Consider the following 22,622-nt stretch of genomic DNA (forward strand, 5'->3'; position numbering starts at 1 on the left):
GATACGTATAACGACTAACCTGTAGAAATGAAGAAGTTACTCCTTTTATGGCTCCTGACGCTGGCGACGACCGTCGCCGTGCATGCGCAGCGTGTCGAAATCTATCGTCAGTTACCCTCCGATCAAATTACGGCATCGGCCAGTTCGACGCTCAGGGGCTCGTCCGCCACGGCTGCGGTCGACGGCGCCGGCATGCGGGGCGACCTGCACGAAGCCAACAATCTGGGGCATGGCATGTGGGTGTCGCAGGCTTCGGCCGAAACGGTGCGTTACAGCCCCTCGACGCGCGAAGGGGTAGTGTGGTTCCTCTGTCAGGTGGGCGATAAGAATTCCCCCCCCCGTCAAATCGACCAGATCCGCATATGGAATCATAACCAGAACGAACACACCCGCCGCGGGCTGAACAAAGTATATATCGAGTATTCGGCCGACGGCCAAACGTGGCAGTTGCTGCCCGACGGACGGCTCGACTACCATGTCATTCCGGAGTCGGTGGGGCGCAATCCCGAACCGGCCGACCTTATCCTGAACACACCGGGCCTGAAAGCCCGCTATATCTGTTTTACGGCAGCTGCCGGCGGCGAGGGCAACCACTACGACCGCAACGATCCGGTCGTCATGCGCGAAGCGGCCGACATGCACCAGAATCCCGATTATTACGGGCTGGCCGAAATCCGTTTCTATACGAAGGAGCGCGCCGACGTACGCACGCTGGCTCCCGTTTCGGAGCTGTCATTCGCGGCTTCGCAGGGCTATCTGAAAACGCCCGAAGGGCCGTCGCGCGAATTCACCCTGCGCTTCGACAATCCGATATATGCCGGGGCCGACCTCGCGTTCGAATGCGGCGGCCGTACGTGGAGCGCCGAAATCGCACCTTCGGGCGTCGGCGTCGTGCGTTACGACGGCCTTTTCCCGGCGGGATACATGGAGGAGACGGCGAAGCTCGTCGTGCGTCTGACGAGCCGTCAGGGAACCGTCGAAAAGCGTTTCGAAGTGCCTGCCGCCCGTAAATGGACCGTCAATTTCCTCTCCCATTCGCATCAGGACATCGGCTACACGCACCGTCAGATGGACGTGATGAAGTTCCAGTGGCGCAATCTGGAGCGTGCGATGGACCTCGCCGAGCGGACGAAGGATTATCCCGAAGGCGCCCGTTACCGCTGGAATACCGAAGCGACGTGGGCGATCGCCGGGTATCTCGAAGCCTATGCCGGAACCGACAAGGCCGCACGGCTGATTCAGGCCGTACGCGACGGCGTAATCAACATCGACGCCCCGCTGGGCAGTATCCTGACGGGCATCTGCCGGCAGGAGGAGCTGATGCACATGTTCGACGACGCGCACCGGCTTGCCCGTGAAATCGGCGTGGAGGTGAATACGGCGATGATGAGCGACGTTCCCGGACAGGTCTGGGGACTTGCCACCGCCATGTCCAAAAACGGCGTGAAGTACTACTCGCCGGGTCCCAATTACGTGCCTTTCTACGGAAAGATCGGCAACGACCGTGCCGCGGCCCTGCACGTCGAATGGGGCGACCGGCCCTTCTACTGGCTGTCGCAGTCGGGAACCGACAAGGTGCTGGTGTGGCAGGCCGGACGCGGCTATTCGTGGTTCCACGGCTGGCTGGCCGGACGCCTTTCGGTGTGCGGGGTGGAGCCGATCTGGAACTACCTGCAGGAGCTGGAGACCGACGAATTTCCCTATAACACCTGTTACCTGCGCTACACGGTCCACGGCGACAACGGACCTCCCGACGAGCTGATGCCCGACGTGATCCGCGCGTGGAACGAGCGTTACGATTCGCCGCAGTTCCGCATCACGACGACCAAGGAATTCTTTACGGCATTCGAAGAGCAGTACGGCGAATACCTGCCCACCTACGGGGGCGACATGACCCCGACGTGGGAGGACGGCGCCTCCTCGACGGCCCGCGAAACGGCGATGAACCGCGAGAGCGCCGCCCGTCTGACCCGTACCGGAATTCTCTGGAGCATGCTTTCTCCCGAAAGCGACTATCCTGCCCGTGAACTCGCCGAGGCATGGAAGAACGTGCTGCTCTTTTCCGAACATACGTGGGGCGCGTCGGCCAGCGGTCCCGATCCCTACTCGCAGTTTACGAAAGACTTGTGGGCCGGCAAGAAGATGTACGCTGACAGTGCCGACGTGCAGTCGCGCCGTCTCTGCGACGAGGCGATGGCCGGCATAACGGCCGGCGAGGGATATGTTCAGGTGCTCAATACGAACCTCTGGCCCCGTACGGACGTTGTGACCGTGGCGGCCGACCTCACAGGCAAACGGCTGCTCGCTCCTTCGGGAGAGCCGGTCGCCGTTCAGCGCCTGCACGACGGCGGCTGGATCTTCCTTGCCGAAGAGGAGCCCGCGCTTTCGTCGTCCGTTTACCGGATCGTTCCGGCCAAAACTTCCGCGAAGGCGAAGAAGAGCCTTGAAGCTCCGGTTTCGATGATCGGCGGCAACGTGCTCGACAACGGGCTGGTGCGTGTCGCGGTCGATCCGGCGAAGGGTACGATCCGCTCGCTGAAGGCTGCGGGCGCCGATTACGAATATGCCGCAGGCGAAGGACTCAACGATTATATCTATTCGGGCCGCATTGCCGCCGATCCGCGGGGCATCGACCGGGTGACGCGCGTCGAAGTGCTCGACGACGGCCCCGTCGCTGCGACCCTGCGCATCGTCTCCGACGCTCCGGGCTGCAATGCCCTCTGGCGCGACGTGACGGTTTACAGGGGACTCGGCCGCGTCGATATCCGCAATACGGTCGACAAGCAGGATATTTTGGAGCACGAAAGCGTGCGTTTCGTCTTCCCGTTCAACTTCGCGCATCCCGAAATCACGATGGACCTCGCCATGAGCGAGATGCACCCCGAACGCGAACAGCTCGCGGGCGTCAACAAGCACTACTATTCGCTGCTGAACGGCATGGCCGTCGGCGATCTGGAACACGCCGTATGCCTGACTACCCTCGACGCGCCGTTCGTCGAGCTGGGCACGCCTTCGGGCGAAGATTACCGGCTCAATCCCCGCCACGGCTACGGCTGGTGGCCCTCGGCGCAGATTTCGCCCGTGGTCTATTCGTGGGTGATGAACAATACATGGCGGACGAACTACAAGGCGTCGCAGGGCGGCGTGGCCAGCTTCCGCTATTCGTTGCAGATCAGCGATCCGTTCGATCTGAAACTCAAACAGCGCGGCGCCGAACGCGAACAGCCCCTGATCGCCGTCGAGAGCGGCAGGCCCGAACCTGTCGGCCGGCTGTTCCGGCTCGAAGGCCGCAACCGGATCGCCGTGTCGGGCATCGCGCCTTCGGCGGACGGGACGGGCTATATCGTGCGTCTGCAGAACATGGGCGATCAAAGCGTGCATTCCGCATTCGTCTGGGGCCGGATGAAGGCCCGCCGGGTGAGCGTCTGCGACTACCGCGAACAGCCTCTCGCACCGTTCGACGACCGCTCGTTCTGGATGAAGCCCTTCGAGTACCTGATGCTCAAAGTCGAAACCGAATAACTCAAACTACCTATGAATAGACTCTTTTTATCCCTGATTTCCTTGGCGGCCTGCATGAGCTCCTGCACGTCGCCCGAACCGCTGACCGACTATGTCGATCCCCGTATCGGAACGGCCCATTCGCGCTGGTTCTTCTTCACGCCCGCGGCGGTGCCGTTCGGCATGGCGAAACTGGCGCCGACCACCGACGGCCACCTCGGAAATCCCGGCGGCTGGCAGGCCGTGGGCTACGATGCCCGCCATACTTCGATCGAAGGTTTCGCCAATTTCCACGAATTTCAGGTGGGCGGCGTGGTGATCGCCCCGACCGTCGGCGCGCTGCAGACCGTTCCCGGTCCCCTCGACGATCCGGAGGCGGGTTACCGTTCGCGCTTCGACAAGAAAGACGAGGTGGCCCGGCCGGGCTATTACTCCGTACTGCTGAAAGACTACGGCGTGAAAGCCGAACTGACGGCTACCGAGCGCGTCGGTTTCCACCGCTATACCTTCCCCGCTTCGGAGGAGGCCAACCTGATCTTCAACATCGGCACGAAGATGGGCGAAAGCGGTCCTGCGCGCGACGCTTCGGTGACCTTTACCGAGGACGGCCGTATCGAGGGCTGGGTGGTGACCGAACCCGTCTATGTGGACATCTATCAGAAGGGCGCCGTCGTGAAGATGTATTTCAGCGCCGTCGTGGATGCCGAACCTGCGTCGTGGGGCGCCTTCTGCGGCGAGGAGGTTTTTGCCGGTGAGCGGAGCCGTACGGGCGTGGGCGCCGGCGTGTACCTGCGTTTCGATACCCGTGCGCGTCGGGACGTCGGCGTGAAGATCGGCCTGTCGTATACTTCGGTCGAGAACGCCCGCCTGAACATGCAGGCCGAAGCCGCCGATCTGGATTTCGACGGGGCGCTCTTGGCCGCAAACGAAGCATGGGAAGAGGCGCTCGGACGCATCCGCGTCGAGGGCGGCAAACGGGAGGACCGGGTCAAATTCTATACGGGGCTGTTCCATGCCGTGCTGGGACGCGGTCTGGCCAGCGACGTGAACGGGGCCTATCCCGCGAACGACGGAACCGTCGGGCAGATTCCGCTCGACCCCGCCGGCAACCCGTTGCATAACCACTATAATACCGATGCCATTTGGGGCGGATTCTGGAACCTGACCCAGTTGTGGAGCATCGCCTATCCCGAATATTACGCCGACTGGATTTCGAGCCAGCTGCTGGTTTACAAGGACGCCGGCTGGCTGGGCGACGGCATCGCATGCAGCAAGTATGTTTCGGGCGTGGGCACCAACTTTACGGGCCTCGCCATCGCGGCGGCCTACAACTGCGGCATCCGCAATTTCGACGTGGCGCTCGGCTACGAAGCCGCTCGCAAGAACGAGCTGGGCAGCGAAGGCCGTCCCGCGGGAGCCGGCAAGCTGGATGTGGGGCAGTTCGTCGAGCGCGGCTATTCGCCCTATTCGACGGAGCTGCACATGCAGACCACGCCCCGCGGTTCGGGTTTCTCGGCTTCGCATACGCTCGAATATTCGTTCAGCGCCTATGCCGTGGCCCAGATGGCCCGCCAGCTGGGACATGAAGCCGATTACGAACGGCTTTCGAAGCTCTCCGAAGGGTGGAAACTGCTCTTCGACCCCGAAACCAAACTGATGCGTCCGCGCGACGAGCAGGGCCGGTTTATCGCCGACTTCGATCCTTATGCGCCGTGGGTGGGCTTTCAGGAGGGCAACGCCGTACAGTACACCTATTATGTTCCCCACGATATCGACCGTCTGGTGGAGATGGTCGGCCGCGAGGAGTTCAACAACCGGCTTGACAGCACGTTCCTTATTTCGCGCGAAAATATCTTCGGCGGCGGCAAGACCATCGACGCCTTCGCGGGACTGCATACCTACTACAACCACGGCAACCAGCCGAACCTCCATATTTCGGGCCTGTTCAACTTTTCGGGCAAGCCGTGGCTCTCGCAGAAGTGGATGCGCACGATCTGCAACGAATTCTACGGTACGGAGGAGATTCACGGCTACGGCTACGGACAGGACGAGGATCAGGGACAGCTGGGCGCATGGTACGTCATGGCTTCGATGGGACTCTTCGACGTGAAGGGCCTGACGGCTCCCGATCCGTCGTTCCAGCTCTGCAGCCCGCTGTTCGACAAGATTACGATCAGCCTGAATCCCGATTATTACGAAGGCCGCGAATTCGTGATCGAGACCGCGGGCAACGCTCCGGAGAACTACTATATCGGTTCTGCGCAGCTCGACGGCAAACCCCTGACGGGCGTACAGCTGCCTTTCGCGGACGTGGTGCGCGGCGGCCGTCTGAAAATCACGCTCGCTCCGGAGCCTAACACGTCGCTTACGGAATAGCAACGCCAATTAGACCTAATTATAAACCGCTTATGTTGAAAAAGGAAATCTGAATTCCCGGCTCCGGCCGGACCCCGTGTCGGGCTGGAGTTTTTTGAAACCAACTACTTAAAAACAAAACGTATGAAAATTTGTACTAACTTCTTGAACCTGCTGAAGGTTTGTATGTGCGTGGCGTTGGCTTTCGCGGCCCTCGAAACCCGCGCGCAAGGGGAGGCCTTTACGGTATCGGGTACCGTCAAGGATGCTTCCGGGCAGCCGGTGATCGGAGCTACGGTCTTCGACACCACGACCCAAAAAGGAGATGTAACAAGTACGACGGGCAGCTTTTCGCTGCAGGTCGTTCCCGGCTCGGTGCTGAAGGTGAGTTTCGTCGGATACGCCGAGCAGTCGGCCAAAGTCGTAGCCGGAAAGACCACCTATGATTTCGTGCTGGAGAGCGACGCCCTCGAAATCGAGGAGCTGGTCGTCGTAGGTTACGGCACCCAGAAGAAAGCCTCCCTTACGGGAGCCATCTCGGCCATCAACAACGAAGAGATCATCACGACCAAGAACGAGAACGTCCAGAACATGCTGACCGGTAAGGTCGCGGGACTCCGCGTGAGACAGAACTCCAGCGAACCGGGCCAGTTCAATACCTCGATGGACATCCGCGGCTTCGGCGCTCCGCTTATCGTGATCGACGGTGTGCCGCGCGACAACATGGCGCGGCTCGATCCCGAAGATATCGAGCAGGTTTCGGTGCTGAAGGATGCGTCGGCAGCCATCTACGGCGTGAAGGGCGGTAACGGCGTCGTGCTTATCACCACCAAGAAAGGCGACAAGGGCAGGGTCAATATCAATTATTCGGGCAACATATCGTGGCAGCGTCCCTCGAACTTCCCCGACCTCGTGGATGCGGCCGACTGGATGACGCTCTACAACGAGAAATACACGATGCACTCCGTAGACAACATGTCGCCTGTTCCGCAGTACAGTCAGGAGGATATCGCCGCCTACCGCAACGGCGAGAAGAAGTCCTACAACTGGAAAGATGCCGTCTTCCGCAATTCGGCGCCCCAGACGCAGCATACGGTGAGCGCCAGCGGCGGCAACGACAAGGTCACCTTCTATACCAGTCTCGGTTACCAGTATCAGGAGAGCTTCCTGCAGCACACGCCTATTACCTATGACAAGTACACGCTGCGCGCCAACATCAACGCGAAGATCGCCAAGAACCTGACCCTCGACGTCAACCTCGCAGGTCATATGGATGAAAAGAAGATGAGCAACTTCTCCTCTTCGGACATCGTGCGTAGCACGTGGCTCTTCACCCCGCTCGATCCGTTCTACTATGACGACGAGCAGACCATGTACCATACCAAGGACGACAACACGGGCATCGTCAACCCGCTGGCCATGATCGACAAGGACGCCAACGGATACCAGAGCCTGATCAGCCGTTGGTTCCAGTCTGCCTTCTCGCTGCGCTGGGACATGCCGTTCCTGCCGGGACTGTATGCCAAGGGCTTCTTCAGCTACGACTATATCATGAACGACAACAAGTTCTACAGAAAGGCGTTCAATACTTATACCTCCACCGGAGCCGCGACCAGCTTCCTGAAGGGGGACGCACACGATTATTTCGTGCAGCGCAACTATTACGGCAAGGAACATCGCCAGTGGCACGTGCAGGTGGGCTATGACCGCACCTTCGGCCGTCACTCCGTATCGGGCATGCTGCTCTTCGAGGATCAGCACAAGGTGGGCGACAACTTCTACGGCAGCCGCGAAGTGGTGTTGCCTATGGATCAGGTGTTTGTCGGCGACGGCGAAACGCAGCAGTTCAACCAGTCGTCAGGCGGCGGTTCGCTTTACGACTATGCCTACCAGTCGCTGGCCGGCCGTTTCAACTACGACTTCGGCGGCAAGTACCTCGCCGAATTCGTCTTCCGCTACGACGCATCGTCGCGCTTCCCGTCGGGTGACCTGCGCTGGGTCTTCTTCCCCTCGGTATCCGTTGGATGGCGCATTTCGGAGGAAAACTTCTGGAAAGAGTCTTCGCTCGACTTCATCGAGAATCTGAAAATCCGTGCATCGTACGGTAAGACGGGGTACGACGGAGATCTGAATTACGAATTCCTGACCGGCTTTACCTATCCTTCCGGCGGAGCTATCCTCGGCGGCGATTACGTCAACGGTTCCGTTCCCAAGGGCATTGCCAACAAGGATATTACGTGGCAGACCATCAAAATGTTCGACATCGGTTTGGATTTCAGCGCATGGAACGGCAAACTCGGCCTGACCTTCGATTATTTTCGCCGGCATCGTGACGGACTCTATGCCAGACGAAATCTGAGCCTTCCGGGCAGCGTGGGCGCGAGTCTGCCGCTGGAAAACCTCAACAGCGACCGGGATACCGGTTTCGAGCTTGAGTTGAGCCACCGCAACCGCGTCGGCGATTTCTCCTATGCGGTCAAGGGCAATGTTTCGTTCACGCGCCGCAAGACGCTCTACTACGAGCGTGCCGAGTCGGGCAACTCCTACCTGAACTGGCGTCAGAACAACAACGACCGTTTCAACAGCATCTGGTGGGGTTACGGCGAAGGCGGGCGTATCACCAGCTGGGATCAGTTGTACTACAATCCCGTCTATATCGGCCGCGGCAGCGTGATGGGAGACTATCTCTACGAGGACTGGAACGGCGACGGCTGGATCAACGACCTGGACGTACACCCGATCGGCTACACGGATATGGTTCCGATGGTCAATTTCGGTCTGACGATCAGCGCATCGTGGAAAGGAATCGACTTCTCGATGCTCTGGCAGGGGTCGGGCAAACCGTTACATCGTCGCTCGCGAGTTTCTGCAGGAGCCGCTCTGGTCGCGTACCAACGCCATTTCGGAACACATGGACCGCTGGCATCCGGCCGATCCGACGGCCAATCCCTACGATCCCGCCACGAAGTGGGTCGCCGGCGAATACGGCTATACGGGCTCGACGGCAAATCCCAACTCGGAGCATGGGTTGCAGAATGCCCGCTACCTGCGTCTGAAGAATCTCGAAATCGGTTATTCGCTGCCCAAGAAGTGGCTGACGAAGGTGGGTATCGAGAATGTCCGGATCTATGCCAGCGCCTACAACCTGCTGACGATCACCGGTCTGGATTATCTCGACCCGGAGTTCTACATTCATCCGTCGGATGGCGGGGCCAGCAATATGGGATACTTCTATCCGATCAACAAGACCTATACTATCGGACTGAACGTCAAATTCTAAAAAAGCAAAAAAATGAAACGTCTGAAATATTATCTCCTGATTCTTTGTGCGGGCGCATTCGCCGCGTGCACCGATTTGGATATACCGCCGAAAAATATCTTCAATGAAAAGGATATCTTCGGCAACGTCGAAGGGGCGACGAGTTACCTCGCACGCTTGTACGGCGTCTTGCCCATGGAGGATTTCCGGTATAGTTTCGAACACGGCTTCGGCTATTCGGGCGCCATGTACCGCCAGATGTGTTGCGCCACGGGCGAAGCCGTAGGCCGCGACACGCAGGGATTCTTCGCCGAACCCGGCAGCAACATGTGGGACGCCGCTTACAAAACGATCCGCGAAATCAACCTGCTTATCGAGGGGCTTCCGAAATACAAAAGCGGATTTTCGGACAGCGATTACAATACGGTCTTGGGCGAGGCCTATTTCATCCGCGCCTACGTGTACTTCGCAATGGTCAAGCGTCTGGGCGGCGTTCCGAAGATCGACTATGTGATCGATTATCCGGCCAACGCGACGCTGGAGGATACGTGGACTCCCCGTGCCTCCGAAGAGGAGTGCTGGGACTTTATCGGACAGGACCTCGACCTGGCTATCGCCGGCCTGCCCGACAAGAACGATTCCGGCCGTGCCACCCGCTATGCCGCCGCAGCCCTTAAGTCGCGCGCCATGCTCTATGCCGGCTCGATCGCCAAGTACAACACCGTCAGCGAAGAATACCTCGGAAAACGCATCTGCGGCATTCCTGCCGAACGGGCCGTTGATTATTTTGAAGCGGCTTACAAAGCCTCGAAGATTGTGGACGAGGGCGGTTATTCGCTCTACAAGGCCAAATGGGCTGCCGGTAATCGCGACGCTCAGGCCGAGAACTTCGCTGCGCTGTTCCTCGACGAAAGCAGCGCCAACACCGAGACCATCTTCGCCCGCTATTACAAGGAGAAATTCCTGACGCACGACTACGACAACTCGGTGCAGCCGCGCTCGACCTCGACGGGCGGCAACGACTCGGAGGTAAGCCCCACGGTCGATTTCATCGAGATGTTCGACGGCGTCGAGCTGGATGCCGACGGCAAGTTCGGGTTCCTCGACGAAAACGGCTATTACAAGCTTTACGACAACCCGATGGACGCCTTCGCCAACGCCGAGCCGCGCCTGCTGGGTACGGTCATCCTCCCCATGTCGAAGTTCAAGGACCAGTATATCGAAATCCGCCGCGGTCTCTACACCGGCAAGGTGGAAGAGGGCAAAGGTATCTCGCGTCTGATCAAGGAGGGCGAGACCGCGGCCTACGAAACGCTGGGACTCAAAGACGTGCAGCTGACCGGAAACTTTAACGGCGGTCCTGCCGTCCAGCTCAAGACGCCCTATACTCCCTATCCGGGGGCTACGCCCGTCACGTCAATGCTCATCACGGGTCTCAACGGTCCGGTGAACGGCTGGAACTTCGGCAACATCGGCGGCACCTACCTGCGCAAGTACCTCGATCCCGATCTGGAGAATAATTCGGGCGGCAAATCCACGCAGCACTGGATCGACATCCGCTATGCCGAGGTGCTGCTCAACCGTGCCGAAGCCGCCTACGAGCTGACTCAGCTCGGCAAGACGACCTCCGAAGACGGCGACAGCTACCGCGACGAGGCTTTCCGCTGCATCAACCTCATCCGCGAACGCGCGGGCGCCGATCTGCTGGCATCGGCCGCCGATCTCAATTCGGTCGATATCGTACGCCGCGAACGCCGCAAGGAGCTGGCCTTCGAGAACCAGACCTATTGGGACCTCCGCCGCTGGCGCATCTTCTACGACGAGCAGAATACCACGCGCTATCGTATCCTGATGCCCTTCTTCGCAACGGACGTCAACAAGTACTTCTTCGACGTGCGCTTCACCGAGCCGCGGGCCGGGTATAACTACATCTTCACCTACGACACCCGCTACTACTACCAGCCGCTGCCGTCGGGCGAACTGACCAAGAACCCCAACCTCAAGAATAACCCCGGTTTCTAATCCGGACAGCATAAAAACCGATCGATATGAAAAAGTATATATATCTTTTGCTCTTTTCGCTGCCGCTGCTTGCAGCTTCGTGCAGCAAGGACAATTACGACGAGCCGCAGGAGACTTTCCGCGGCAAGTTCATCGACAAGCAGACGGGCGAGCCGTTCCAGACGGCCATCGGCAATACGGGTATCCGTATCCGCATGATGGAGTACAGCTGGAGCGACAACCCCCAGCCCTATGACATGAACGTCAAGATGGACGGTACGTTCAACAACACCAAGGTTTTCAAGGGCGAGTACGGCATCACCCCTTCGGGCGCGTTCGTGCCGCTGGAAGAGGAGCGGATCAAGATTTCGGGCACTGTCGAGAAGACTTGGGAAGTCGAACCCCTGCTGCGTGTGGAGTGGGTCGGAGAGCCGGTGGTGAACGCCGACGGAACCGTGGACGTGAAGGTGAAGGTTTCCCGCGGTACGGACAATCCCGACTATCAGGAGGCGCTGGCCGAAGCATGGCTGTTCGTGAGCGAAAACATGTATGTCGGGGATTTCAGCTACAGCCCCAACTATTCGACCCGTATCTCCGGTGCGGCTATCGGCATGGTGCAGTTCGATCAGGTCTATACCATTCGTACGGGACAGCCGGGAGGTTATAATCCCGCCGGCACGTATACGCCGTTCCCGGCCTTTTCGCGGAAGTATTTCCTGCGGTTCGGCGCGCGGACGACGCGGCAGTTCGACGGTACCAACCGTTACAATTACACGACTGTCAAGGAGATTACCACGATTGCCCGTTAGTTAGGTTCAGGATGCCGGGTTCCGGAGACAATACGTCTCCGGAACTGCGGCGCCCGATAAGGAAAATTTTTACGGATACGATGATATCGAACGACATGGAACGTTACGCCGTCGGCGCTGACATAGGCGGCAGTCATATTTGTTCGGCCGTGGTCGATCTGACGACGGGTGAAATCTGCGGAGAGCCTCTCTCCGGCAAGGTCGATTGCGACGCCGGCGCCGGAGAGATACTCGGCGCATGGGCGGACAATATCCGGCAAAGCATCGCGGCTTCCGGCCTGAAGGCCGTGCGCCGGGTGGGATTCGCCTTCCCCGGCCCGTTCGACTACGAACACGGCGTTTCGCTGATCCGGGGCGTCAATAAGTTCGAGCGGATTTACGGACTCGACATTTCGGAGTCGCTTTTCCCGCTGCTGCTGCGGTCCGGAGCCGAAGAGTTCCGCTATGTCAACGACGCTTCGGCCTTTGCGCTGGGCGAGTGCCTCGGCGGCGCGGCGTGCGATGCCCGGCGCGTGGTGGCCCTCACGCTCGGAACAGGCGTCGGGTCGGGTTTCGTGTCCGACCGTAAACTGGTGACTTCGGGCGATGAGGTGCCTGCCGACGGCTGGGTCTACTGCCTGCCGTTCGGCGACGGAATCGTGGATGAAGCCTTCTCGACGCGCGGAATTATCCGCCGTTACGAAGAGCTGACCGGCGAGACCCTGACCGGTGCGCGGGAGGTCGCCGCCCGGTACGACGCCGATCCGGCTGCGCGCCGTCTTTTCGACGTCTACGGCGAAGAGCTGGCGCAGTTCGCGGGTCCGGTCCTTACCCGTTTCAACGCGGACGTATTGGTGCTCGGCGGAAATATTTCGCGGGCTTATCCGCTTTTCGGACCCGCCTTGGAGCGGCGTTTTGCCGCGGACGGAATCCGTGTCGCGGTCCGCACTTCGGCCCTGCTCGACCATGCGGCCATGATTGGTGCAGCTTCGTTATTTTTATAATTTTAGATATGACTCTTTTAAGAAAAACCACACAGTTTGTACTTCCCGTCGAGAAGCCGGAAACAGGCGTAAACCAATACGACATCTATCCGGCGCACGATCTGGGCGAGGAGAAAATCTTTTGCGATTATATGTCGCTGGCGCGTCGGATCGCCGGATCGAAACGGGTGATTATCGACGGTTACGTCGGCGTACGTTTCGATATTTTCAGCCGAGAACTGAACAAGGCCCTCGAAACGCTCGGCATCCGGCCCGTCTGGTGGAACGCGGGTGCGGCCATGAAGGAGCCTGCCGAGATCGACCGTCTGATCGAACCCTATTTGGGCGGCGACGATCCGATCTTCGGATTCCGAACTCCGCTCCGGCTCGAAGAGTTCTTCGACCGGGAGAAGCTGGACCGGATACGTCCCGACGACGCTGCTCAGATGAATATTCTGATCGGCATCGGCGCTTCGCTTGCCGGCTGGGACGGCCTGCTGCTCTATATCGACATTCCGAAGAACGAGATTCAGTTCCGCTCGCGGGCAGGCAGCATCACGAATCTGGGTGCCGCTGCGGCCGATGCGCCGAAGAAGATGTACAAGCGTTTCTACTTCGTGGACTGGGTGGTGCTCAACCGTCATAAGAAGGCGCTGCTGCCGGAAATCGACGTGATGATCGACGGCCAGCGCGAGACGGAGATTACATGGACCGAAGGAGCCGATCTGCGCCGCGGTCTGGACCGTCTCGCCGGCAACGGATTCCGTGTGCGTCCGTGGTTCGAGCCCGGAGCGTGGGGAGGACAGTGGATCCGCAACCACATCGAGGCGCTGCCGCACGACGTGCCCAACTACGCATGGTCGTTCGAGCTGATCGTGCCCGAAAACGGCTTGATCTTTCGCAGCAGCGGGCGGATGCTCGAAGTCTCGTTCGATACGGTGATGTTTCAGGCCGGCGAGCGGGTCGTGGGAAAGGAGTGCTACGGTCTCTACGGCGACGAATTTCCGATCCGTATGGACTACCTCGATAACTTCGACGGCGGCAATCTCTCGATCCAGTGTCATCCGCAGCGCGAGTATATCCGCAAGAATTTCGGCGAGGTGCTGACGCAGGAGGAGACCTATTACATCCTCGACACGACGCCGGATTCGGTCGTGTACCTCGGTTTCAAGGAGGATATCGTACCGGAGAAGTTCGAACAGGCCCTGACCGAAAGTTTCGAGAAGGGGACGGAGCTCGACGTGAACAAGTACGTCAATGCGGAACCGTCGGCCAAACACGATCTTTTCCTGATGCCTCCGGGGACGCTTCACAGTTCGGGCCGCAACAACCTCGTGCTGGAGATCAGCACCACGCCCTACATCTTCACGTTCAAGATGTACGATTGGCTGGCGCTGGACCTCGACGGCAAACCCCGTCCGCTGAACATCCGCCGTGCGATGGAGAACCTCTGCTTCGACCGCAAGGGCGAAACCGTGAAGCGCGAGCTGATCGCGCATCCCGAATTGCTCGAAAAGGGCGCCGACTGGGAACTCTGGCACCTGCCGACGCACCGCAACCACTCCTACGACGTGCATCGCTACAAGCTCAACACCTCGGTGGAGGTGCAGACCGAAGGAAAATGCCATGTACTGAATCTGGTCGAAGGCGAGAGCGCCCGCATCGAGACTGCAGGCGGCGACAGCTTCCCGATCAGCTATGCCGAGACGTTCGTGGTGTCGGCCGGGGCCGGCTCCTACCGGATCGTCAATACTTCGGGCCGCGAGATCATGGTCGTGAAGGCTTTTATGAAATAGAACCTTTGCACTGTAAAATAAGCAACCCCGTCCGGATTCCGGACGGGGTTGTCGTTTGATGCGTCAGTTACTTTTGAAGCAGGGCGGTAATGGGGTCGGGCGTTTCGATCTTTCCGCAGTCGATCGATGCCAGCAGCTGCCGCCCCCGGTCGGTCAGCGAGAAATACATCTGGCGTTTGTCTGCAGTTCCCAGCTCCCGCCTTACGAATTTCTTTTCTTCGACCGAGCGGAGTACTTTCGACATGTTCGAAGGGGTCAGCCCCAGCAGGTCGCTCAACTCTCCGCAGGAGAGCCTTCCGGCCTTCGAGAGACTGCACAGGGTCATGCCTTCGTTCAGGCAGATTCCGTACAGCCGCTCCAGATTCGCTTCGAACTGGTGCACGGCCCGCTGCAGGTCGCGTATTCTACACAGTTTGTCCATACTCCGGCTTTTTGTGAACGGCCTGCCTGCCGCAGTGCCTGATACATTTTCCGCATTCGATACACTTCTGCGGGTCGATTGCCGGAAGCCCGTCTCCCAGTTGTGAAATCGCTCCGACGGGGCAGACCGGAATCAGCGGACAGCGGTGGTCCTGCGGACAGCGGAGTTCGTCGATCGTAAGCGCCATAGCCCGGTTATTTGTTGAGCAGCACCTTGTCGATCGCCTCTTTCAGCGAAGCTTTGGGCAGGGCGCCCTGCGCCATCTGGGGCTTGCCGTCTTTGGGGATGAACAGCAGCGTCGGGATTGAGCGGATGCCGAATGCGGCTGCCAGTTCCTGCTCCTCTTCGGTGTTTATCTTGTAGATGTAGATGCTCTCCCCGTATTCCGCCGCAAGTTCCTCCAGCACGGGTGCGAGGGCTTTGCAGGGGCCGCACCACGAAGCGTAGAAATCGACGAGGGCGGGTTTGTCGCCGAGGTATTTCCACTCGGTGGGATTGGTTTCGTAATTGGCGACTTTCGTCAGAAAGTCGGCTTTGGTCAATGCGATCGTTTTCATGGTATTCGTTTGTTTTGTGTTGTCATTCTTGTTGTCGGTCTGGCCGTCGGCCCCGGCTGCGAACGTCAGGATGCAGGCGGCTGTCACTAATAGTTTCTTCATGGTCCGTATGGTATTTTATCTTTTCTTATCTTGATAACGATACAAAGATATGATTTATTTTCCAATAAAACAAATTTCCAATGGAAAATAAATCGAGGGAAGTAAAATTACGTTTGTTTCCCGTGACTATGCAAAAATGAAACCGGAAATCGCCTCCCGCTCCGGATTGCGGTTGAATCTATCATCCGGTCGATTCGTATAGAGTGCATGCCTGCGCCTGTCTGTCCTATGAGGCGGCCTTAGTCTTGGGGGCTGAATATATAGGGAACGGTGGAGTGGGAAGACCGATTTCGGTTTACATATCGGTTTAAACAAATGTCCGATTTCGATACGGAAATCGCTCTAAACCGAGACTCGAAGAAGTACGCCGCATTTTTCACCGGCTCTTTAAATGCAAGAAAGAGAGCCTTTTGGACTCTCTTTCCTTGTGACACCGACAGTTGTGCACAATATTGCTTCGCAATTATACAAAAAAGTTTTTGAAAAAGCAAACGCCTAATTTTCAACGTCTAACCCGTTTGCAATTGTCAAAACTTTTTATATTATTTGTTGTCCTACGTGGTAAAATGTTTTACCTATGTTTTACCCGCTGTTTATGTTTCATTAAAATTTATACAATTATGAGAACAGCTATTATTCTTCGTCAGGACAAAACCAATCAAAAAGGAGTCTTGCCCGTGTGTATGCGAATTACGCACGAACGTCGTTCAATGTATGTGACATTGATCCGTGTAAAGCCAGAGAACTGGGATGCATCCCGGGGCATAGTGAAAAAATCCGACTTGCAGCATGAACGGCTCAATAATGAATTACGCAGGAGAATCGCAGAGGTTAACAAAGTCGTTGTATTGTGTGAAGCCATGGAGCCTGAGCGTGGAATCGATGCGGTGCGTGATCGGTTGCATAAAAGAACAACAGCGGATATGTTCGATTATGCGCAGAATTATTTATCGCGTAAAGAAAATACGAGCGTCCGGACATATAATAAATGTCATTCCCACATTACAAAATTTAAAAAGTTTATAGGAAAAGATCAATTTTCGGTGAGCCATTTGACGTATGAACTTTTATTGCGATACGAAAACTATTTGCGGGAGGATTTGGGAAATTCGATCAATACCGTAACGACGAATATGAAGACGCTGAAAGAACTGACCGCGGAAATGTATGAGGAATTTCGTCTGGATACTCGCAATAATCCCTTTCGCAAATATAAAATGAAATCCACACCGACGGAGCGTCCCTGCTTGTCGGAACGGGAATATTTTCGTGTGCGCAATTTAAAATTGATTATGCAGGGGAAGTTATACGATGCACGGCAGTTATTCGTGTTTGAATCCGAAACGGGAATACGTATCAGCGATATTTTGAAATTGCGCTGGCAGAATTATGACGGGCATTATATACAGATCATTATGGATAAAACAGACCGTCAGCTTAAAATACCTGCGAGCGATCTTGTTAAAGAGATATGCGCCATGCGTGAAAGACGATATAGAACGGCAGGCGTTCCCGTCACGCCGGATGGTTTTATATTCCGGGGAATTTTGCCTTATGAGTACGACAGCATGTCAAGGGCGGAAAAAGTCTGTGCGGAAAACTGCGCCGTGGCGCGAATCAATCTTGCATTGAAAAGAGTCGCCGTTTTAGCGCGTGTCAAGAAAAACCTTTCGACACACATAGGAAGACATACCTTTGCGTCGCGGTTGGTTCGTTCGGGGCAGAATATGGTTGTAATTCGGGATTTACTCGGTCATGCCAGTATTCGCACGACGGAAATTTATGCGAAGATCATGCAGTCGCAGATGAATGATGCAATTGATGTATTGAATAAGTTGAATAATCATGGATACAAAAGAGCAGAATAGCAGAGATTGGGGGGATTTATTGCTCACTTCGCAGCAAGTTGCGGACGTTTTGCATGTCAGTTTGCGCACATTGCAGAAATACCGGGATGAAGGACGCCTTAATTACGTTCGTATCAGTCCACGGATAATTCGGTATTATCCGGAAGAAGTTGCCGCATTGATCCGGAAAAGTCATTGTTCTACGTGGTTGAAAGACAATTGCGCACGGTTGTTAAAACTTAAATAGATTACCCTTGTAATCGGGGATAATTCCGAAAAAAATGAGGTTGCACCATGTCAACCTCATTTTTGTATTTTATAAGGACCAAATTTTCGAGCTTTCAAAAGGCTATTTTGCAAAACGCGCAAAAAGACGTTTAATTTATTCACGTATAGCATATTATAGCGTTTTGTTGAAATCAGGTTACCCGTAGCAACCAGTAGAAAAAGGGGTAAAAAGGCGGTTGTGTTTCAGTGTGCATTTGAAATTAAATTTGCAGATACAGCTAATTTGAAACAGATCGCGGCAAGTAATTTAATGTGTGTATTTATCAATACGAAGTACATATATATACAAAGACTGTATAAATCCGTGTCAACCTAATTCTCAGGTAAGGGTTATGCAGGTAGCACTGCGAGCGGATGCGAATTACAGACCCCACCCCTTAAATTGGATTATATTTCAAAATAGCTACGGGTAGTCTGTATAGGTAAGAACGGATTTTTGGAAATCCAGCCATTGTAATTTTTTCTTGCAGTCCCGCAGAAAATTTCTAACTTTGTTTTCAGAACCAATTAAAATTACAATAAGCAGGGAAATTTAAGCAACTGACATATTAAGATAAAGCGTTAGCTTTCATTCTTGCTGTTGAAACTTCGACAATTTCAAAAGTAGACAAGAGTAAAGCGTAAACGCTCACGTTTCACGACGTGGGCTTTACTCATTTATTTGTCTACAAGGTAGTCGAAGACCTCAACAGCAAATAATGGTTTAGTCCACGTTTTTTATTGTCATATTCTAAACTTTAATATATGAAAACAGCAAGTACAATTCTCGGAATTATTGGAGGTCTGTTAGGAATCGTGACCGGATACCTAACTCAAACCGTTGGCGGTATCAACTCGTTTTTTGAGATTGATAATGCAGATACGACAATTGTTATTGGAAAAATAATAATTGCTTTTTCTGTGATAATTCTCGTATTATCATGCTTTATTTTTAAACGCCCGAAACTGTTCGGAATGATTATACTTCCATTTGGAATAGTATATATTCTAATGTCAAATTACATATCCGGATCGTTAATGTTGGTAAGCGGAATTTTAGGAATATTGTCACAACAACAAAACGCATCACAAAACCAAAATGAAGCGAATCGAACGAATTGGACTTTTCTGAAAAAAATCTCATATAAGCGTATTTTCATAGCATTCGGAATTTTACTACTTGCGAGCACTGTTATATTCGGAATATGTAAGGTTGCCCAGCATTATAAAATTATCAACGCTAAGGAAAAAAGTAAAGAGGGACTTGCATTGATTGAAAAGGAAGAATTTAGAAAAGCAATCCCATATTTATTTGATGCGGCAAATTATGGAAATATAAGTGCTCAAATCGGACTGGGGAAGTGTTATTCCAATTTGTTTAAAATGGATTCTTGTTTGATCTGGTGGCGTCGTGCGGCTCCCCAAAGTGATGAAGCTACCTATTATTTAACCGCAATCTATGAATTTGTAATAGAATCCGGTGGTTTTTCAGAATATAATGACGAGGCTTGGGCACACTTGTCACGTATTGCAAAAGATAATAGCAACACCAATACCCAAAGTATTGCTCAGGTTGGATTGGCAAAATCATATCAATATGGACGGGGTGTTAAGCTTGATTATAAAAAAGCACTTTATTGGTATCAAAAAGCGGCTCAGAATGGCCGAGATGAAATATTTAAATTAAACCAAGATGTTCCCGTCGGACATTTCAGCTATAAAGCGTCTGATTTTAAATACAGGGAGTCTGTCGGGAGCAGTTTCTATCGGGAAACAGCCGATGGTCTTTATTTAATTGTGGATATGTCAATAAAGAACATAGATCGAGAAAGTAGATATGCCGTTGCACAATCGTGCTTCTTGACGGATGAGGATGGTTACAAATACGAACCAAACAGTGACGCATCCATTGCATTAGCAATGCAGGGCTATAATACTTTTAGCCTAAGCACAATTAATCCGGGTATTACATCAAAAGGGATTTTGGTATTTGAAGTTCCTCGAAAAGATGATTATTATCTTTTCGTGCCGGGAGGATTTGGGAGTAATAAATATAACCCCATTCTGCTAAAAAAATAATATGCTTGAGACTTTCTCAAATTCAAATAAATCAAGGTGATTTTTGAGATCACTCTTATTGTTAGTTTCCAAAGTTCTGTAATTATATTTCTCAAACATTAATGCTATGTTATTGACTCTGATTTTCATCTTGTCGTTTCTCGCTTTTATAGTGGGAATGATAAATCCCAAATGGGTAATCAAAAAATTACCACAAACCCGAAGCACCGTTGCACTTTTATACATGGGGTTGGTATTAATTAGCTCGGAATGTCTACTGAACAGAGGTTTTGGAGAAACGTTGATCGGGACACTTATTTCATTATCTATACTTGCGTTGATTGTCGGTATATATTCCCCTCAGGCAGTTTTACCGAAATTTGTTCCACGGAATAGGGGAATTGTAATTTTATTTTACTTGGGCTTATCTATTATAATTCCGTCTTTTTGGACTTCGTATAAAGAGTACACTATGACTCCGGAAGAAAAAATGCAGTTAGCCGAAGAGCGTGAACGATCCATAGCAATCCGGGATTCGCTTCTCAAACAGCAGGCGGAGAAATCGAAAATATTACTTCCGGTTGTTACAGATTCTTTGTTGATAAGCAAATATGTTCCGCAATTTGATAGTCTGTATACGGAATTATTAACTTTGGATAAACCATAAGGAATGGAAGTATATTCAGATAGAAGTACATATCACAAAAAGATTCAACATTTGTTATTTGAAGAATGGTGGGATGAAATGGAAAAAGCCGATTCTACGCATACTCAATTCAAGCCGGCAAGAAAGAAATATGAGGAATGTTGCAAAAAGTATGATAAACAATATGCCCGTTATCAAATTTATGGAGATGAAGATTTGACCGAAATTAAATTCTGGGCAGAAAATCGTGCAGAACAGATTCTAAGGAAGATTTGCGTCGATCCTAAAAGTTTAGTAATTGAGCAAGTGCAACATCCGAGAAAAATAAAGACTGGTTGGAAATGCATGGTGATTTATCGTGCAAAGAATGGTTTTGGCGGTTATATGCGGGAATCGTTGACGCTGGTTTTGAAATATAATGCCGATGATGGATTGTACGAATGTATTGATGATATTAATGAATTATGAGCGGATGTCTGATTTTCATACTCTTTGTGGCCTTGTTGTGTTTTGGCCCCGTCGGTTGGATTTGTGCGGCTGTCTTGGTAATTATATTATTGACGCAAAATAAAAAGACAAAAGCAGGGTAAATTACCCTGCTTTTTTTATATTTGTTATAACCGAAACATAATTCCATGATTGACCGAATTAAATTCTATATTGACGATGTTGATATGGAGACCGTAGAAAAAAGATTGGATTTAATTCCTATTGGTGTTGATAGACTTGAAGCAGAAACCTATCTCTCGACCATAAAGAATTTAAAATTTAAATATGTTGGTCGGCGATTAATGGTTGAGGGATCATTGCACCGGTTTGCAAAAGGGAATAATTATTCTTTATTTACAATCAAAGAATCAATCGAAGCCATGCGGACCTTGGTGGATATTATCGGCATCCCTGCTGAGAAATATATTGTATCGAGTATCGAGATCGGAATTAATTTGCAAATGGCCTGTGAGCCGATGCGCTATATACAGATGGTGCATAGTTATTCCGGCAGACCATTTATCCCGATGACGCCGTTATCCGGAACGAGCCATTATGCAGGGACAAAATGTCCTTTATCCGAATATACGTTGAAATGCTATGATAAGACATACGATGCAATTCGGAAAGGCCGCGTTCCCGTCAAGGAACGTCATTTGATTCCGGAAAATATCTTGCGTTTTGAAGTGATGCTGAAAAGGAAATATCTGCGGGCGCACGGGTTTCGGGATTTCAGAGGGACGGGGCTAATGAATTTTCATTATTACAGCATACTCAAACGACAACTGAAAGATTTTTTTGAAAACGTATCGTTCCGAAATTTTTATCTGAAATATGACGAAATATCACAAGATGTCGTAAAAAGATATATCTTTGTAACATCTGCTGATTATCAACTTTATCTGAACTACTTAAAAAAGCAGGTCGGAGAAGTTGAGTATCGAAAAGAGAAGCGTGCGACAATTAATTTTCTGAAAAGAATGGACGCGTATAAAACAGCGCGACTGGAACGGGAAATTAAATCCAAATTCGCAGAAACGCTTGCAGAACTCTAATTAGAGAAAATTGTAAATTTTCCCAGCTCCAATATATTTAAATATAACACAATTTGGATAATGGCAGATGTGCATGACGCTGATACTCGTAGTTACAACATGAGTTGTGTTAAAAGCAAAAACACCAAGCCGGAAATTTGGGTGAGAAAATATTTGTTTGCATGTGGATTCAGATATAGAATTAATGTTAAAAAATTGCCCGGAACCCCTGATATCGTATTACCTAAATACAAAACAGCCATTTTTGTAAATGGCTGTTTTTGGCATGGTCATAAAAACTGTCGTTATTTTGTTATTCCTAAAACGAGGACTGAATGGTGGCTGGATAAGATTAATAGAAATATAGACCGGGATCAGGCAAATATTCTTGCTTTAAAAAAGTCAGGTTGGCGTGTCATTACAATTTGGGAATGCCAGTTGAAACCTGCAATTAGAGATGATACTTTATTAAATTTATCTAAGATTATTCTAACATTAAAGTAGAAAAGATGCCATCT

General features: G+C 52.9%; 17 protein-coding genes. 14 read left to right on the top strand and 3 right to left on the bottom strand.

Translation table 11 applies throughout. The features are described 5' to 3' along the window. Positions 1-27: 27 nt before the first annotated feature. The 7 genes from HMPREF9720_RS08395 (at position 28) to HMPREF9720_RS08425 (ending at position 14,683) form a co-directional block, all read left to right on the top strand. Positions 28-3,522 (top strand): glycoside hydrolase family 38 C-terminal domain-containing protein, encoded by a 3,495-nt coding sequence (locus HMPREF9720_RS08395; protein ID WP_009597779.1) that lies wholly within the window; start codon positions 28-30, stop codon positions 3,520-3,522. Positions 3,523-3,534: 12 nt separating this feature from the next. Continuing rightward, positions 3,535-5,877, top strand: a complete 2,343-nt coding sequence (locus tag HMPREF9720_RS08400; protein ID WP_009597863.1) for a GH92 family glycosyl hydrolase — start codon at positions 3,535-3,537, stop codon at positions 5,875-5,877. Between the two features lie 123 nt (positions 5,878-6,000). Then, the gene (locus HMPREF9720_RS08405; RefSeq protein ID WP_009597733.1) at positions 6,001-9,243 is read left to right on the top strand and encodes a SusC/RagA family TonB-linked outer membrane protein; all 3,243 of its coding nucleotides are present in this window, start codon (positions 6,001-6,003) and stop codon (positions 9,241-9,243) included. Beyond that, on the top strand, positions 9,149-11,137 hold the full coding sequence (locus tag HMPREF9720_RS08410; protein WP_039940241.1) for a RagB/SusD family nutrient uptake outer membrane protein: 1,989 nt from the start codon (positions 9,149-9,151) through the stop codon (positions 11,135-11,137). Before HMPREF9720_RS08405 ends, HMPREF9720_RS08410 begins: the two co-directional genes overlap by 95 nt. 26 nt (positions 11,138-11,163) lie before the next feature. Beyond that, entirely contained in the window at positions 11,164-11,925 is a 762-nt protein-coding gene (locus HMPREF9720_RS08415) for a DUF3823 domain-containing protein (protein WP_009597817.1), read from the top strand. Positions 11,926-12,005: 80 nt separating this feature from the next. Further along, complete coding sequence (locus tag HMPREF9720_RS08420) at positions 12,006-12,908, top strand: ROK family protein (protein WP_139022477.1); 903 nt, start codon at positions 12,006-12,008, stop codon at positions 12,906-12,908. A gap of 8 nt (positions 12,909-12,916) precedes the next feature. Next, positions 12,917-14,683 carry a class I mannose-6-phosphate isomerase gene (locus tag HMPREF9720_RS08425; protein WP_009597743.1) on the top strand — a complete coding sequence of 589 codons (1,767 nt, stop codon included), beginning with the start codon at positions 12,917-12,919 and terminating at the stop codon, positions 14,681-14,683. A 67-nt stretch (positions 14,684-14,750) separates the two neighbouring features. On the opposite strand, the gene HMPREF9720_RS08430 is transcribed toward HMPREF9720_RS08425, so the two are convergent. The 3 genes from HMPREF9720_RS08430 to trxA are packed head-to-tail and all read right to left on the bottom strand — an operon-like array spanning position 14,751 to position 15,763. Beyond that, positions 14,751-15,104 carry a MarR family transcriptional regulator gene (locus tag HMPREF9720_RS08430; RefSeq protein WP_009597787.1) on the bottom strand — a complete coding sequence of 118 codons (354 nt, stop codon included), beginning with the start codon at positions 15,102-15,104 and terminating at the stop codon, positions 14,751-14,753. Continuing rightward, positions 15,088-15,291 carry a 4Fe-4S binding protein gene (locus HMPREF9720_RS15135; protein ID WP_009597882.1) on the bottom strand — a complete coding sequence of 68 codons (204 nt, stop codon included), beginning with the start codon at positions 15,289-15,291 and terminating at the stop codon, positions 15,088-15,090. Before HMPREF9720_RS15135 ends, HMPREF9720_RS08430 begins: the two co-directional genes overlap by 17 nt. 7 nt (positions 15,292-15,298) lie before the next feature. Continuing rightward, entirely contained in the window at positions 15,299-15,763 is a 465-nt protein-coding gene (gene trxA, locus HMPREF9720_RS08435) for a thioredoxin (RefSeq protein WP_009597773.1), read from the bottom strand. A 620-nt stretch (positions 15,764-16,383) separates the two neighbouring features. Between trxA and HMPREF9720_RS08440 the strand changes: the two genes are divergently transcribed. The 7 genes from HMPREF9720_RS08440 (at position 16,384) to HMPREF9720_RS15145 (ending at position 22,608) form a co-directional block, all read left to right on the top strand. Beyond that, positions 16,384-17,631 carry a site-specific integrase gene (locus HMPREF9720_RS08440; protein ID WP_175282403.1) on the top strand — a complete coding sequence of 416 codons (1,248 nt, stop codon included), beginning with the start codon at positions 16,384-16,386 and terminating at the stop codon, positions 17,629-17,631. After that, positions 17,609-17,857: a helix-turn-helix domain-containing protein gene (locus HMPREF9720_RS16030; protein ID WP_083817616.1), complete on the top strand. Its 249-nt coding sequence runs from the start codon at positions 17,609-17,611 to the stop codon at positions 17,855-17,857. Before HMPREF9720_RS08440 ends, HMPREF9720_RS16030 begins: the two co-directional genes overlap by 23 nt. Before the next feature lie 785 nt (positions 17,858-18,642). Next, positions 18,643-19,956, top strand: coding sequence for a DUF4352 domain-containing protein (locus HMPREF9720_RS08450; protein WP_009597803.1), 1,314 nt, complete (start codon positions 18,643-18,645; stop codon positions 19,954-19,956). Between the two features lie 106 nt (positions 19,957-20,062). Further along, positions 20,063-20,602 carry a hypothetical protein gene (locus HMPREF9720_RS08455; RefSeq protein WP_039940246.1) on the top strand — a complete coding sequence of 180 codons (540 nt, stop codon included), beginning with the start codon at positions 20,063-20,065 and terminating at the stop codon, positions 20,600-20,602. 3 nt (positions 20,603-20,605) lie between these two features. Further along, a complete protein-coding gene (locus HMPREF9720_RS08460; RefSeq protein WP_139022478.1) occupies positions 20,606-21,049 on the top strand; it encodes a hypothetical protein in 444 nt (147 codons plus the stop codon). Positions 21,050-21,216: 167 nt separating this feature from the next. Further along, a complete protein-coding gene (locus tag HMPREF9720_RS08465; RefSeq protein ID WP_009597859.1) occupies positions 21,217-22,125 on the top strand; it encodes a hypothetical protein in 909 nt (302 codons plus the stop codon). Positions 22,126-22,185: 60 nt separating this feature from the next. Continuing rightward, the gene (locus tag HMPREF9720_RS15145) at positions 22,186-22,608 is read left to right on the top strand and encodes a very short patch repair endonuclease (RefSeq protein WP_009597739.1); all 423 of its coding nucleotides are present in this window, start codon (positions 22,186-22,188) and stop codon (positions 22,606-22,608) included. The last annotated feature ends 14 nt before the right edge of the window (positions 22,609-22,622 follow it).

Origin of the sequence: Alistipes sp. HGB5 (assembly GCF_000183485.2) — a bacterium.
Lineage (GTDB): Bacteria > Bacteroidota > Bacteroidia > Bacteroidales > Rikenellaceae > Alistipes > Alistipes finegoldii.